Source organism: Sulfitobacter sp. AS59, from assembly GCF_038899995.1.
Lineage (GTDB): Bacteria > Pseudomonadota > Alphaproteobacteria > Rhodobacterales > Rhodobacteraceae > Sulfitobacter.
Window position 1 is genome coordinate 174,604 of the sequence record NZ_JBBMQK010000006.1, and the last position, 14,021, is coordinate 188,624.

At 58.6% G+C, this 14,021-nt stretch carries 15 protein-coding genes; 11 read left to right on the plus strand and 4 right to left on the minus strand.

Going from position 1 to position 14,021, the window contains the following annotated elements:
• Positions 1-79 precede the first annotated feature (79 nt).
• The 3 genes from cimA to WNY39_RS14335 are packed head-to-tail and all read left to right on the plus strand — an operon-like array spanning position 80 to position 3,449.
• On the plus strand, positions 80-1,696 hold the full coding sequence (gene cimA, locus WNY39_RS14325) for a citramalate synthase (protein WP_342846521.1): 1,617 nt from the start codon (positions 80-82) through the stop codon (positions 1,694-1,696).
• 12 nt (positions 1,697-1,708) lie between these two features.
• Positions 1,709-2,692 (plus strand): alpha/beta fold hydrolase, encoded by a 984-nt coding sequence (locus WNY39_RS14330; protein WP_342846523.1) that lies wholly within the window; start codon positions 1,709-1,711, stop codon positions 2,690-2,692.
• Positions 2,682-3,449: a squalene/phytoene synthase family protein gene (locus tag WNY39_RS14335; protein WP_342846525.1), complete on the plus strand. Its 768-nt coding sequence runs from the start codon at positions 2,682-2,684 to the stop codon at positions 3,447-3,449. The genes WNY39_RS14330 and WNY39_RS14335 overlap by 11 nt, the downstream gene beginning before the upstream one ends.
• Position 3,450: 1 nt before the next feature.
• Here WNY39_RS14335 and WNY39_RS14340 read toward each other — a convergent pair whose 3' ends face one another.
• On the minus strand, positions 3,451-4,674 hold the full coding sequence (locus tag WNY39_RS14340) for an MFS transporter (RefSeq protein ID WP_342846527.1): 1,224 nt from the start codon (positions 4,672-4,674) through the stop codon (positions 3,451-3,453).
• A 75-nt stretch (positions 4,675-4,749) separates the two neighbouring features.
• Here WNY39_RS14340 and WNY39_RS14345 point away from each other — a divergent pair, with 75 nt between their 5' ends.
• Genes WNY39_RS14345 through WNY39_RS14355 form a run of 3 tightly spaced genes read left to right on the plus strand, consistent with a single transcriptional unit; the run spans position 4,750 to position 6,790 of the window.
• Positions 4,750-5,487 (plus strand): precorrin-6A/cobalt-precorrin-6A reductase, encoded by a 738-nt coding sequence (locus WNY39_RS14345; protein WP_342846654.1) that lies wholly within the window; start codon positions 4,750-4,752, stop codon positions 5,485-5,487.
• Between the two features lie 8 nt (positions 5,488-5,495).
• The gene (locus WNY39_RS14350) at positions 5,496-6,128 is read left to right on the plus strand and encodes a DNA-3-methyladenine glycosylase 2 family protein (protein WP_342846656.1); all 633 of its coding nucleotides are present in this window, start codon (positions 5,496-5,498) and stop codon (positions 6,126-6,128) included.
• Entirely contained in the window at positions 6,125-6,790 is a 666-nt protein-coding gene (locus WNY39_RS14355; RefSeq protein ID WP_342846529.1) for an alpha/beta fold hydrolase, read from the plus strand. Before WNY39_RS14350 ends, WNY39_RS14355 begins: the two co-directional genes overlap by 4 nt.
• Here the strand turns inward: WNY39_RS14355 and WNY39_RS14360 are convergent.
• A complete protein-coding gene (locus tag WNY39_RS14360; RefSeq protein ID WP_342846531.1) occupies positions 6,787-6,999 on the minus strand; it encodes a DUF6434 domain-containing protein in 213 nt (70 codons plus the stop codon). The two genes, WNY39_RS14355 and WNY39_RS14360, sit on opposite strands and share 4 nt — an antisense overlap.
• Before the next feature lie 210 nt (positions 7,000-7,209).
• Between WNY39_RS14360 and WNY39_RS14365 the strand changes: the two genes are divergently transcribed.
• Positions 7,210-7,794, plus strand: coding sequence for an HNH endonuclease (locus WNY39_RS14365; RefSeq protein WP_093915216.1), 585 nt, complete (start codon positions 7,210-7,212; stop codon positions 7,792-7,794).
• Between the two features lie 29 nt (positions 7,795-7,823).
• Here the strand turns inward: WNY39_RS14365 and xth are convergent, their stop codons facing one another.
• Positions 7,824-8,633 (minus strand): exodeoxyribonuclease III, encoded by an 810-nt coding sequence (gene xth, locus WNY39_RS14370; RefSeq protein WP_342846534.1) that lies wholly within the window; start codon positions 8,631-8,633, stop codon positions 7,824-7,826.
• A 364-nt stretch (positions 8,634-8,997) separates the two neighbouring features.
• Here xth and WNY39_RS14375 point away from each other — a divergent pair, with 364 nt between their 5' ends.
• Both WNY39_RS14375 and WNY39_RS14380 read left to right on the plus strand, forming a co-directional pair.
• Positions 8,998-9,285 carry a hypothetical protein gene (locus WNY39_RS14375; RefSeq protein ID WP_342846536.1) on the plus strand — a complete coding sequence of 96 codons (288 nt, stop codon included), beginning with the start codon at positions 8,998-9,000 and terminating at the stop codon, positions 9,283-9,285.
• 61 nt (positions 9,286-9,346) lie between these two features.
• The gene (locus WNY39_RS14380) at positions 9,347-10,420 is read left to right on the plus strand and encodes a hypothetical protein (protein WP_342846538.1); all 1,074 of its coding nucleotides are present in this window, start codon (positions 9,347-9,349) and stop codon (positions 10,418-10,420) included.
• A gap of 52 nt (positions 10,421-10,472) precedes the next feature.
• Here WNY39_RS14380 and WNY39_RS14385 read toward each other — a convergent pair whose 3' ends face one another.
• Entirely contained in the window at positions 10,473-10,796 is a 324-nt protein-coding gene (locus tag WNY39_RS14385; protein WP_341235353.1) for an iron-sulfur cluster assembly accessory protein, read from the minus strand.
• Positions 10,797-10,880: 84 nt separating this feature from the next.
• On the opposite strand from WNY39_RS14385, the gene WNY39_RS14390 reads away from it, so the two are divergent.
• Both WNY39_RS14390 and argS read left to right on the plus strand, forming a co-directional pair.
• Entirely contained in the window at positions 10,881-12,020 is a 1,140-nt protein-coding gene (locus WNY39_RS14390; RefSeq protein WP_342846543.1) for a deoxyguanosinetriphosphate triphosphohydrolase, read from the plus strand.
• 62 nt (positions 12,021-12,082) lie between these two features.
• Positions 12,083-13,825 (plus strand): arginine--tRNA ligase, encoded by a 1,743-nt coding sequence (argS, locus tag WNY39_RS14395; protein ID WP_342846545.1) that lies wholly within the window; start codon positions 12,083-12,085, stop codon positions 13,823-13,825.
• Positions 13,826-14,021 lie beyond the last annotated feature (196 nt).

The following is a 14,021-nucleotide window of genomic DNA, read 5'->3' on the forward strand; positions in this document are numbered from 1 at the left end:
CGCCCGTGGGGGCGGTCGGGGGCTGGTCGTGCAAGGTGCACGACTTAATAAGGAAGAATAAGGAAAGGGGGGCGATCTCATGACCCGCGAACGCCTCTACCTCTACGACACCACCCTCCGCGATGGGCAGCAAACCCAAGGGGTGCAATTCTCGACTGCCGAGAAGATCACCATCGCCAATGCCCTAGACGCGCTTGGTGTGGATTATATAGAAGGCGGATGGCCGGGGGCGAACCCCACCGATAGTGCGTTTTTCGACGATGCGCCGCGCACCCGCGCCAAGATGACGGCGTTCGGTATGACCAAACGGGCGGGCTTCTCGGCCGAGAATGACGACGTGCTGGCCGCCGTGATGAATGCGGGCACGGATACCGTTTGCCTTGTGGGCAAAACCCATGATTTTCATGTGACCGCCGCCCTTGGCATCGAGCTGTCTGAAAACACCGAAAACATATCCAAATCAATCGCCTATCTGGTTTCCCAAGGCCGCGAGGCGCTGTTTGATGCAGAGCATTTCTTTGACGGGTACCGCGCCAACCCCGACTATGCGCTGACGGCGATCAAGGCGGCCTATGACGCAGGTGCGCGCTGGATCGTGCTGTGCGACACCAATGGCGGCACCCTGCCAGCCGAGGTGGCACGCATCACCGCCGAGGTGATCGCGGCAGGCATTCCCGGCACCCATCTGGGCATCCACACCCATAACGACACCGAAAACGCCGTGGCTTGTTCGCTGGCCGCAGTTGATGCGGGCGCGCGGCAAATTCAGGGCACGTTGAACGGGCTTGGCGAACGCTGTGGCAATGCCAACCTCACCACGCTGATCCCGATTTTGCTGCTGAAAGAACCCTATGCCAGCGTCTATGACACCGGCATTAGCCTGCCCGCGCTTGAGGGACTGACTCAGATCAGCCGCAGTCTGGATGAAATCCTGAACCGTGTGCCGATGAAGCAAGCGGCGTTTGTCGGGTCGTCGGCCTTTGCGCACAAGGCGGGGCTGCACGCCTCTGCGATCCTGAAAGACCCCACCACTTACGAGCATATCCAGCCCGAGCTGGTCGGCAATGCGCGGATCATTCCGATGTCCAATCAGGCGGGCCAGTCCAACCTGCGCCGCCGTTTGGAGAGTGCTGGGCTGACGGTTGCCAAGGGCGATCCGGCGCTCGGGTTGATCTTGGATCAGGTCAAGGCGCGCGAGGCGGATGGCTATAGCTATGACACCGCGCAGGCGAGCTTTGAGCTGCTGGCGCGGCAGGCCTTGGGGCAGATGCCGGACCTGTTCGAGGTCAAGCGCTACCGCGTGACGGTGGAGCGGCGCAAGAACAAGTATAATCAGATGGTGAGCCTGTCCGAGGCCGTGGTGGTCGTGAAGGTCGATGGTGAAAAGCGTCTGTCAGTCAGCGAAAGCATGGATACCGAGGGCTGCGATCGCGGCCCGGTGAACGCGTTGTCCAAGGCGCTGGTCAAGGATTTGGGCCAATATTCCGCCCTGCTGGAAGACATGCATCTGGTCGATTTCAAGGTGCGTATCACTCAAGGCGGTACCGAAGCGGTCACCCGTGTCATCATCGACAGTGAAGACGGGCAGGGGCGGCGTTGGTCCACTGTCGGGGTTTCGGCAAACATAGTTGATGCGTCGTTCGAGGCGCTGTTGGACGCGATCCGTTGGAAGCTTATCCGGGATAGCAAGATATAAAGGGCAATGAAAATGCTGTTTAAGATTGCTCTAACGGTTGTGCTGAGCGTGGCGATCACGCTGGGTGTCGCCGTTGTTCTGGTTTTGACCGATCCGCCCAAACCTGTGGCCGAGCGTAAGGTATTGGATTTCGACGCATATCTGTCTCAAGACGCTGGCATGCCGGTGATCCCGCCGTTGCTAAGCACACCCATGCGCGATGGCTATGGGTTGAAATACCGCCGGTTTGACGGGCCTGCGGGCGCGCCGCTGCTGGTGTTGGTACACGGGTCTGGCTGGCACGGGCTGCAATTCGTGGAGTTGGCCGAAAAGCTAAGCGTAAAGGCAACGGTGCTTGCCCCCGATCTGCGTGGTCACGGAACAGCACCGGGGCGGCGTGGGGACATTGATTACATCGCGCAGCTTGAGGATGATTTGATTGATCTGATCACCGCTGTGCATGTGCCGGGCCAAAAGATCGTGCTGGGCGGGCATTCCTCTGGTGGTGGCTTGGTCGCACGGTTTGCGGGCAGCGAATATGGCCCGCTGCTGGATGGTGCGGTGCTGCTGGCCCCGTTCCTCAAGTACAACGCGCCGACAACGCAGCAAAACTCTGGCGGCTGGGAAACCGTGCAACTGCGCCGGATGATCGGGTTGTCGATCCTGAATGCGTTCCACATCACTGCGTTGAATGATAAAACGGTGATCCAATTCGCAATGCCCCAGCAGGTGTTGGACGGCCCCTTGGGCGATACCGCGACCACTGCCTATAGCTATCGATTGAACGCGGGCTTTGCGCCGCGCGGCGATTATCTGGGTGATGTGGCGGCGTTGCCAAGGTTTTTGCTGGTGGCCGGTGCCGATGATAGCGCGTTTTTCGCAGATAAGTACGAGGAAACGATGGCCCCTGTGAATGACAAAGGCACCTATGTGATTGTGCCGGACTATGGGCATTTAGCCATCGTTGACGCCCCTGAAACAGCTCAGGCGATACTGGACTTCTTGGATGGAATTTAACGACGATCTGACCGCCTGCGCCGCAATTGTTGAACGTGCAGACCCGTTGCGGTTTCGCGCAGCCATGGCGGCACCCCTTGCGGCGCGGCGGGTTTTGTTCCCACTTTATGCGTTCAATATCGAAGTGGCCCGCGCGCCATGGGTCACGCAAGAGGCGATGATCGCGGAAATGCGCCTGCAATGGTGGCGCGATGTGTGTGACGAAATCGGCCAATCCGGAGCGGTCCGCAGGCACGAGGTTGCGACCCCCTTGGCCGCAGTCATCGGGGCCGATCAGGCGCGGCATCTGGATACGCTGGTCGGCGCGCGCAGGTGGGATATTTACCGTGATGCGTTCGAGGACGAGGCGCATTTCGACGCCTATATTGATCAGACGGCGGGCAGCTTGATGTGGGTTGCGGCCTCCAGCTTGGGCACCGCGGACGAGGTTGTTGTGCGCGATGCGGGCTATGGCGCGGGCGTGGCGGCGTGGTTGCAGGCGATCCCGCAGCTGGTGGAACAGGGGCGCATCCCGTTACTTGATGGCACCGATGCAGGCGTATCAGTATTGGCCCGCAAAGCACTGACGCGGCTGGAAAAAGCCCGTAAATCGCGTGGCAAAGTATCGGCGGCAGCGCGGCCCGCATTGTTTAGCATCGGGGCGAGCGAAGCAGTGCTTAAGGCTGCGATTGATACGCCGTCGCGCGTCGGTTCGGGCACCTTGCCACCGCTGGATCGCTTTGCGCTGTCGTGGCGCGCCCTAAGCGGGCGTTGGTAGGTTACGCCTGTTCAGGTTTCTGGCGCAGCACCAGCCAAATCAACGCACCACCGGCGAGCACCAGAAACGGGATCATCGCGATGTTCACGGCGGCCCAGCCTTCTACCGGGCTGCCGCCTGAACAGTTCATCAGCCCGCCACTGGCCAGCGATGCAAAGGTCACGCCGCCGAACACCAGCAGATCGTTCAGCCCCTGCATGCGCCCGCGTTCATGCGGCTCATGTGCGCCAGCCAACATCGACGTGGCCCCGATAAAGCCAAAGTTCCAGCCGATCCCCAGCAAGATCAAAGCAATATAGAAATTGCCCAGCTCAACCCCTTGCAAGGCGACCATCCCTGCGACGGCGAGGATTGCGATGCCAAGGCCAAGGATTTTCTCGACCCCGAAACGTGCGATCAGATGGCCAGTAAAGAAAGACGGCGCATACATCGCCAGCACGTGGCCGGTCACGATATGTGACGCATCCACGATGTCATAGCCACAGCCCACAACCGCCAAGGGGGTGGATGTCATGACCAGGTTCATCAGCGCATAAGATACCATGCCACAGACCACGGCGACGGCGATGCGCGGCGTCTTGAGCAACTCCATCCGCGACCGACCCTTGGGCGCGTCGACAGCGGGTACAGGCGGCTTGAGGATTTGCAAAAAGGCAAACAGCGCCATGCCGGCAGCATTCAATGCAATCGCGGCAACGTACACCGGCAGAAACCGGATGACGGTCGCGTCAGGGTTGGAGGCCGTCAGCATACCCACCAATTGCGGACCGATCACCGCCGATAGCAGCCCGCCCGCCATCACATAGGAAATCGCCTTGGGCCGGTACTCATCAGATGCGGTGTCTGTTGCCGCAAAGCGGAAAAAACCCTGCGATGACATGTAGATACCCGTTAGGTAACTGCCCAGCAGAAAGACCAGAAAGCTTTCAATCGTCAGGGCATAGGCACAAAGTGCTGCACCTGCCATCCCGCCAAACGCCCCCACCACGAAACCCGCGCGCCGTCCGAACCGTTGCATGACGCCCGACAGCCAAGGCGCGGTTGTCATGGACCCAAACACGATCATCGAAATAGGCAAGGTGGCAAGGCACAGATTTGGCGAAAGCTGCTGCCCCGCCAATCCACCAACTACGAAATACATCGGCATCTGGCTGCCAAGGAAAGCCTGCGCGATGACCAGAACGGTCACATTGCGCTTGGCGCGGGTGTCATCAATCATTGTCATGCCAACGGGGTAAACTCAGGTTTTGGGATCGGCAAGCCCCTTGTGTCTGCGCGCTGGCTGGGCGACGGTTGGCGGATGGATCAGGCTTCTCATATATTGTTAATCGCGGGCAGCGCCGAGGCGCATGATATCGCATCCCAAATTGCGCAGAATGGGCAAGGAATGCAGGCGATCCTGCGCGCGCCCGAACGCAGTTTTGGCCCCTTGGCCGTGCCCTCGCAAATCTGGGCACCCGCGTCTGTGGGGGATATGAAGTTTTTTCTGGCACAGCAGCGCATCACCGCGATTTGCGACGCGGGCCATGGGTTTGATAGCGATGTGTCTGATATGGCAGCGGCCGCCGCCGCGGAAATGGGCCTTGCCTATGTGCGGGTGTTGCGGCCGGTTTGGCCGATCGATCCCCCCGTTTTGCGCGCCGCCTCTGCCCGGGCCGCAGCTGATATGATTTTGCCCGGCGCACGGGTCTTTGCCGCGACGGGCAGGGGATCTGTGCCGGAATTCACGCCGTTCAAGGGGGCCAAGCTGTTCCTGCGCCAAAACGGCCCCAAGATGCGCAGCGTCTTGCCTGATTTCGTGGAACCCGTGTTTGGAAGACCACCCTTTACCAGCGCACAGGAAATGGCACTGTTTCGGGAGTTGGACATCGACACGCTGATTTGCCGGAACGTGGGCGGTGTCCCCAGCCGGCCCAAACTGGATGCCGCGCGCGAAATGGGCCTGCGCAGCATTGTGATCGACAGACCAGCCCCGCCAGAGGGCGCGCATGTGCTGACATCGGCCAAGGATGCGCTGGAATGGCTGGATACCCTATGAGTACCGATATGAGCGTCGGTCGGATCATCACCTGCGATGCGGATGTGGCCGAGGGTGCTGCGTGGCTGGCCGACACACAGCCCCGTTTTGCCGATGCATTGCAGGCCACCGGCCCGTTGCCACTGCGATTGCGCGCCGACGGGTTCGACGCCTTGATCGGGGCGATTATCAGCCAGCAGGTATCCGTCGCTTCCGCCAACGCAATGCGCGCCAAGATGGATGCGCAGGGCCTGACCCACGAGGCGGCGATTATCTCGGCGGGTGAGGACGGGCTGCGTGCAGCAGGCCTTAGTCGTCAGAAAATCCGCTATGCTTTGGCGCTGGCACAGGCGGGGATCGACTATGACGCCCTGCGCGCTGCGCCCGATGACGCGGTGATCAAAACCCTTACCGCCATCCCTGGCGTTGGTACTTGGACGGCGCAAATCTATGCGATGTTTTCGCTGGGCCGTGCCGATGTGTTTGCCGAGGGCGATCTGGCCTTGCAAGAGGCCGCAAAAACGCTTTTTGATCTGCCAGAGCGACCAAAGCCGAAACAGCTTGCACAGATGGCCGAGGATTGGTCGCCGTGGCGGTCGGTTGCAGCCCGCGCGCTGTTTTCGTACTACCGCGTTGTAAAACAAAGGGAAGGGATCACATGACACGTGTCTTAAATGCAGAACGCCGCGAACCGGTATCGGGGGAAACGCGGTCTGCCGTCGTGTTCCTGCACGGCTACGGGGCCAATGGTGCCGACCTGTTGGGCTTGGCTGATCCCTTGGGCGAACATCTGCCCGACACGCTGTTTATTGCCCCCGACGCGCCAGAGGCCTGCGCCGGTGCGCCGATGGGATTTCAGTGGTTTCCAATCCCGTGGATCGACAATTCATCCGAGGAAGAATCCGAACGCGGCATGATGCAGGCGGTCCAAGATCTCAATTCATTCCTCGACGCGCTGATGGTGGACGAAGATTTGTTGCCCGAACAGGTGGTGCTCTTTGGCTTTAGCCAAGGCACGATGATGGCGCTGCACGTGGCGCCGCGCCGCGAAGACGCTGTGGCCGGCGTTGTCGCGTTTTCGGGCCGTTTGCTCAACCCGGATGCGCTCAAAGACGATGCGGTTGTGCGCCCGCCGGTTCTGTTGATCCATGGCGATGCAGATGATGTGGTGCCGCCGCAATCGCTGCCCGAAGCGGCCCAAGCCTTGCAAGACGCCGGTTGGACGGACGTGTTCGCCCATATCATGAAAGGCGCCGGCCACGGCATTGCACCCGACGGGTTAAGCGTGGCGCTGGCCTTCATGCGCGATAAACTGGGGCTCTAAACGCCCCCTTGGCGGCGTGTCCATTCATCGGCCACGTCGCCCATTGTTTTCGGCACGCCGCTTCTGATCCAGGCCATAAACGGACGGTCGAACTTGAACGCGTCGCCGCACTGACTGCGTAGAAACCGCCTCACATTCTGGGTTGATTTATAATTGCCATCCAGCGGCGTCGCGCGGCTGATCTCATCCGCATGCCAGTCAAATCTCATATCCTCACGCTCCTGTGTCGACGGTATTTCGATCATTATATCCGTTATGCGGCCATTCTTCATATGCCTGTTACTTAACCATCATACGGTTTCTGCGACATCTTGTGTTTATTTGCGACTTGTCAGGCGCAAAACACGAGATATAGTTTTAACCATCGGCGGGGCTGTTCCCGCCGGACCGGACGCGGAACGGCAAAGGGTTTAAGTTACATGGACGGCGATTTCAGAACAGAATTTACGCGCAGCCCGGCAGGGCTGAAACACAAACCGGCCTTGGTGCTGAATGCGGATTACAGGCCATTGTCCTACTATCCGCTGTCGCTGTGGCCCTGGCAGGATGCGATCAAGGCGAAATGGCTGGACAGGGTGGATATCGTCGCCGAGTACGATGAATACGTGCACAGCCCCTCGATGGAGATACGCATCCCCTCGGTGGTCGTCCTCAAAGATTATGTAAAACCTCAAAAGCGCGTGGCCTTCACGCGCTTTAATTTATTTCTGAGGGATGAATTCTGCTGCCAATACTGCGGCGCGCGGGGCGATCTGACCTTTGACCATGTGGTGCCGCGCGCATCTGGTGGCATCACCAGCTGGCAAAACGTGGTGGCAGCCTGCAGCCCATGCAATCTGCGCAAAGGCTCCAAAGCACTTCACCAAACCGGTTTTCAACTGCGCAAACCACCGCGGCAACCGGATGCAGAGGAATTGCGCAACATGGGCCGCAAGTTCCCGCCAAACCACCTGCATGAAAGCTGGATGGATTTCCTCTATTGGGATGCAGAACTGCAGGCCTGACCCCCCGCCGCTTGCCTCAAAAAAAGCGGCTAGATATCCAGATCAACCCAGACCGGCACGTGGTCCGACGGCTTTTCCCGCGCGCGTATATCCTTGTCGATCTGGCAGTCGCGCAGACAATCGGCGACGGCGGGGCTCAGGAGGAAATGGTCGATGCGGATGCCGTTATTCCGGTTCCATGCCCCTGCCTGATAATCCCAAAAGCTGTAATGCCCCGGCCCTTGGGTGCGGGCGCGAAATGCATCCGTCAGCCCAAGTGCGATCAGCCGCCGCCACGCGGTACGCGATTCCAGACGAAACAAGGCATCCTCGCGCCAGGCGTCCGGCTTGGCGGCGTCTTCGGCTTGGGGGATGATATTGTAATCGCCGGTCATCAAAAACGGGGTTTCTTCGGCCAGCAGGGCCTTGGCCCGGTCTTGCAACCGCTGCATCCACGCCAGTTTATACGCGTATTTTCCGCCAGCGACGGGGGCACCGGTGCTGTCCAACTCCACCGGGTTGCCGTTGGGCAGGTACAGCCCGCAAATACGGACCGCCTGTTTGTCGCCCATCACCGTTGCTTCGATATAGCGGGCTTGCTCGTCTGTGTCGTCGCCGGGCAGTCCACGTGTCACGTCTTCGAGGGGGAGTTTCGACAGGATTGCGACCCCGTTGAATGATTTTTGCCCATGGGTTTCGACATTATACCCACGGTCTTCAAAAAGATCGCGGGGGAAGTTTTCGTCGATCGATTTGATCTCTTGCAGAACCACCACGTCCGGCTGGGCCTCGTCCAGCCACTGCGGCAATGCGTCGATGCGGGCTTTGATACCGTTGATGTTGAACGTTGCGATTTTCATGATTGCCCCCAAGCCGGTGATTGGGTCCAGCTATCGCGTATCCGGCGCAGTGGGGCAAGTGCAACGCGCGTCAAAACCTAAGGCCGTTTAGGGCGATTCGGGCGTAAAAATCTGCATGACCTGTCGTCTCTCAACCTAAGATGGAAGTGGCGGCATGTGGATAATATATGTGGATAAGCTGTGGAGTTCAGCCTGTTGCAGCGAAAATTCAAATCCCTGAACACCCGAAAATATGTGGATAATTATGGTAAATTTCTCCCTTAGGAAGAATTAACGCGTGAGTAACTACTTTGCCGATTAGCTGGTAAACGATTGCTGCCTCCGGTTGCAGTCGAAGAAACCTTAACCTCAAAGAGGACTAAAAATGACCGCATTTGCCTATGTCGATGAAACACACTCCGCCGCAGCCCCAACCGCGATGGCATCCATGCATGCCGGACAGGGAACAGAGCTGTTTACCACCGGATCGAGCGCGGGGCCCGTTCAGATGATGACCGGCGGCGGCACGGAGTTGTTCACCACCGGATCAAGCGCGGGGCCCGTTCAAATGATGACAGGCGGCGGTACGGAATTGTTTACCACAAGCTGCGGCCCTGCTGGTACCGAAATGACCTCTGGCCACTTGGTCGAGCTGTTTACAACAAGCTGCTGAGCCCACGTGAAAACCTGTTCTGCGCCTTGAACGCGGCGCAGAACGTTACCGGAGACTGTCGATGTCAAATGTTCTTTCCTTCACGCCACGCACCAAAGCCAGCCCCGCCGGGTTTGACAGCCTAAGCGCAATGTTCGCAGATCAGCGCTGCGCACGGGGTGATGTTTTTTGGTTGAAAGAGAATGCTGAATGGCTGGGTATTTTGGCAAGCATGTCGGCAGATGTTTCCAGCGATGCCCTTGAACCCTATGCGGCGTTCTATGAAACGATCGGCCGTCAGCTTGAGTTTTTCCCGCAATATTACAGGTTTTACCTGTCGATGTGCCTTGATCTTGAGGATCTGGGCGCGGGCGGCACACAGGGCGAGGCGCTTTGCCACTGGGTGGCGGCGCAAGGGCTGGTCGAGGCCGAGTTGTCGGATTTGCAGCGCGGCGAGGCCGCGCGCCTATTGGCGCGGCGTGGCGTACAGACAAAATGCCACGCGGCCGCGCTTGGCGATCGGTTGCAACGGTTTATCGCACGGCCGCAAACCTTTGCCTTGCCTAATAAAAAGGCTGCCTATGAGCTGGCCCATATCATCTTTTATCTCAGCGATTATGGCCGTCGTGATCCGGCCTTGGCCCCCGAGACTTTGATCAGTCTCGAATACGCGGGGTTGCTGGCCTATCTGGACCAAGATATTGATTTATTGTCTGAAATTTGTGTCGCGCTGCGTTTTTCAGGTGCGGAACCCAGCCCGATTTGGGAACGTTTGGTGGCGCAAACCCATGCCACCTGCACCATCAATGGCGGGGCACCCGGGGTGTTGGATGCCTATCACGGGTATCTTGTCACCGGCTGGTTGGCGCATTTGACGGAACGACCCGCCTTTGATCATGCGGTGCCCGCGGGACAAGTCACCATTCAGGGCGCAATGACCGGCCAAGGGGCGTTACGCGGTTTGTCAGAAAGCCTGTTCGAGTTGGGGCCAAAGCGACTGCCCGATTGGCCACGTATGCGCCGCAGCCTTTTGCCTGATCTCAGTGGGGCCGAGCAATCGGTGATCGCACAGGCAGAGCAGTCCAGCGAGAAGTTTGACTCATTTTTTCAGGGTTTTGCGCGTGCTGGGTCAGGGGAAATGACCTCATTTGCATGAGGTCAGCCTCCGGCGGGAGTTTTTTTGGCAAAATGAAACCGAAGGCGGAGTGCTACATTGAAAATGACGTGCCGCAGCCGCAGGCGCTGGTTGCGTTGGGGTTTTCGATCACAAACCGTGCGCCGATCAGTTCTTCAGAGAAGTCGATTATCGCATTGGCCAAGAAGGGCAGGGAAATGCTGTCGACCACGACTTTTTGGCCAGACCCTTCAAGCACCATGTCGTCGTCTTTGGGGGCATCCAGGATGATCTCATACTGAAAGCCAGAGCAGCCGCCGCCCTCAACAGCGACGCGCAGGGCCTTGCCATCTGCCGCCGCGCCGATTTCGGCAAGGCGGTCAAAAGCACGAGAGGTAACTTTGGGTGGCAGGTTCATTTTCGGGCTCCGGAGTGATCGGTTTCCATCTGTCGTTGCTTACAATATAGAAAGCCACAGGACAGGCCACAAGGACCACTGATCATGCGCGCTTCTTTTGCCTCTGATCCGGCAGCGACCCGGGGACGGTTGATGCCGGAGGAGGAGAGTACCTTTCGGTCTTGCTTTCAGCGGGATCGTGACCGGATTATCCATGCCAGCGCGTTTCGCAGGCTCAAGCACAAAACGCAGGTGTTTATTGAGCATGAGGGTGATTATTATCGCACACGTTTGACCCATTCGATTGAGGTCGCCCAAGTGGCGCGCACGATTTCCGGGGCATTGGGCTTGAACGCCGAGCTGACCGAAGCTGTCGCCTTGGCCCATGATCTGGGCCATCCGCCGTTCGGCCACACTGGCGAAGACGCATTGCAGACGTTGATGCTGCCCTATGGCGGGTTTGATCATAACGCGCAGGCGATCCGGATCGTCACCCATCTTGAGCGGCATTATGCGGAATTTGATGGCCTGAACCTGACGTGGGAGACCTTGGAAGGCATTGCCAAGCATAACGGTCCGGTGACGGGCCCGCTGCCTTGGGCGCTTGAAGCATATGGCAGCCAGCATGATCTGGAACTGGACACCTATGCGAGCGCCGAGGCGCAGGTGGCCGCGATTGCTGATGATGTCGCCTATAACCACCACGATCTGCACGACGGCCTGCGCGCCGAGCTGTTTTCAACGGACGAGCTGGCCAAGCTGCCTATTCTTGACCGCAACTTTGCCGAAGTGGACCGTTTGTACCCCGGTTTGAACTATTACCGCCGCCGTCACGAGGCGCTGCGCCGGTTCTTTGGCGTGTTGGTCGAGGACGTGATTACCGTTGCACGGGCCCGTTTGGATGAAATGCAGCAGCAATCCGCGACCGATATTCGCATGGCAGGCCGCACCTTGATCCAGTTTTCGGACCCTGTGTTTCAAGACCTCAAGGTGATCCGCGCGTTTTTGTTTGACCGTATGTACCGCGCGCCGTCGGTTGTGATCATGCGCAAACAGGTGACCGAAGTGGTTAATGATCTGTTCCCGCATTTCTGTGCGCATCCCGAAGAATTGCCGAAACAATGGCGTAAGGATGTTGAGGACGCGCAAGATGAAACGGCGCTGGCGCGGATTGTCAGCGATTACATCTCGGGGATGACCGACCGCTTTGCGATTCAGGAGCATGAACGGCTGATCAAGGGTTAAGCGCTCTTGATGTTTGGCGGTTTTTCAGGCGATACACAGGGCCAAGCCGAAGGAATGCCTCAATGAACCTATTTGCCGATATCCGCACCCATGTGCTGTCCACGCTTGATGCGCTTGTTGCTGATGGGTTCCTGCCCGCTGGCCTAAGCTTTGACGCCATTGCGGTGGAACCACCACGTGATGCGGCCCATGGCGATATGGCGACGAACGCCGCGATGGTACTGGCCAAACCGGCCGGCATGAAACCCCGCGATATTGCCGAGAAACTGGCCGAAAAGCTGGCCGAAGACCCGCGTATTACATCCGTCGAAGTTGCCGGGCCGGGGTTTTTGAACCTGCGGCTTGCGCCGTCTGTTTGGCAGGGCGTTGTGGGCGCGGTTCTGGCCGAGGGCACGGATTTTGGTCGCGGTGACCTGGGGCAGGGCAAGCGGGTGAACGTCGAATATGTATCGGCTAACCCGACGGGGCCGCTGCATGTGGGCCACACCCGTGGTGCGGTTTTTGGCGATGCGTTGGCGTCCTTGCTGGATTTCGCGGGCTTTGATGTCACGCGCGAATACTACATTAACGATGGTGGCGCGCAGGTCGATGTGCTCGCGCGGTCGGTGTATCTGCGGTATCTTGAGGCCCATGGCCAAGAGGTTGCCTTTCCCGATGGCACCTATCCCGGCGACTATCTGATTGCGGTCGGCGAGGCGCTGAAAGCCAAGGTTGGCGACGCCTATATCGGCAAGGATGAAGACGTCTGGCTGGAAGACGTGCGCAGCTTTTCCACGGACGCGATGATGGACCTGATCCGCGCTGATCTGGCGTCGTTGGGCGTTAAGATGGACGTGTTCTTTTCCGAAAAATCACTGTACGGCACCGGTCTGATCGAGGCCGCGATCGAGGATCTGAAATCCAAGGGCCTGATTTACGAAGGTGTGCTTGAGCCACCAAAGGGCAAGCTGCCTGAAGATTGGGAACCGCGCGAACAAACCCTGTTCAAATCGACCGCACATGGCGATGATGTGGACCGGCCGGTGATGAAATCCGATGGCGGCTGGACGTATTTTGCCCCTGATATAGCGTATCACTATGACAAGGTGCAGCGCGGTTTTGACATGTTGATTGACGTGTTCGGGGCCGACCATGGCGGTTACGTCAAGCGGATGAAGGCGGCGGTTTCGGCGCTGTCCGGTGGCACGGTGCCGCTGGATATCAAGCTGACCCAACTGGTTAAGCTGTTCAAAGATGGCAAAGAATTCAAGATGTCCAAGCGGGCAGGGACCTTTGTTACCCTGCGCGATGTGGTCGATCAGGTCGGCCCTGATGTGACCCGCTTTGTGATGCTGACGCGCAAGAACGATGCGATGTTGGACTTCGACTTTGCCAAGGTTCTTGAGCAATCCCGCGAGAACCCCGTGTTCTATGTGCAATACGCCCATGCGCGGGTGAATTCGGTTCTGCGCAAAGCAGCCGAGGCAGGCGTGGCGACGGATATGGCCACCTTGCAAGCTGCTGATTTGTCGTTGTTGGACCACGAGGCTGAACTGAAGCTGGCAGGCAAACTGGCAGAATGGCCGCGTCTTGTTGAAACGGCGGCGCGCAGCAATGAACCGCACCGGATCGCGTTCTATCTGTACGAATTGGCAGGCGATTTCCACGGGTTGTGGAACCGCGGCAATGACGTGCCATCGCTGCGCTTTTTGCAGGATGATGCGGCTGTGTCTCAGGCAAAAATCGCGCTGGCAAAGTCCGCAGCGATTGTAATTGCGTCAGGTCTTGGTATTCTTGGGGTGACCCCGGCAGAAGAGATGCGTTAAACGCACGCCTGCCGGACAGGCAAATTCAAACTACAGACCCGCGCCGATTAACGAGTGGCGGGCAGTGAGGCAGAGATGGCAGATTACACGTCTTCCCACCAAGGTGGGGAATACTATGCAGATTCTGATATGTATGATGTGGGCCCTCAGCGGTCTAACCCATTGGCAAGTATAACCAATATCGCGGGTGCGGCTT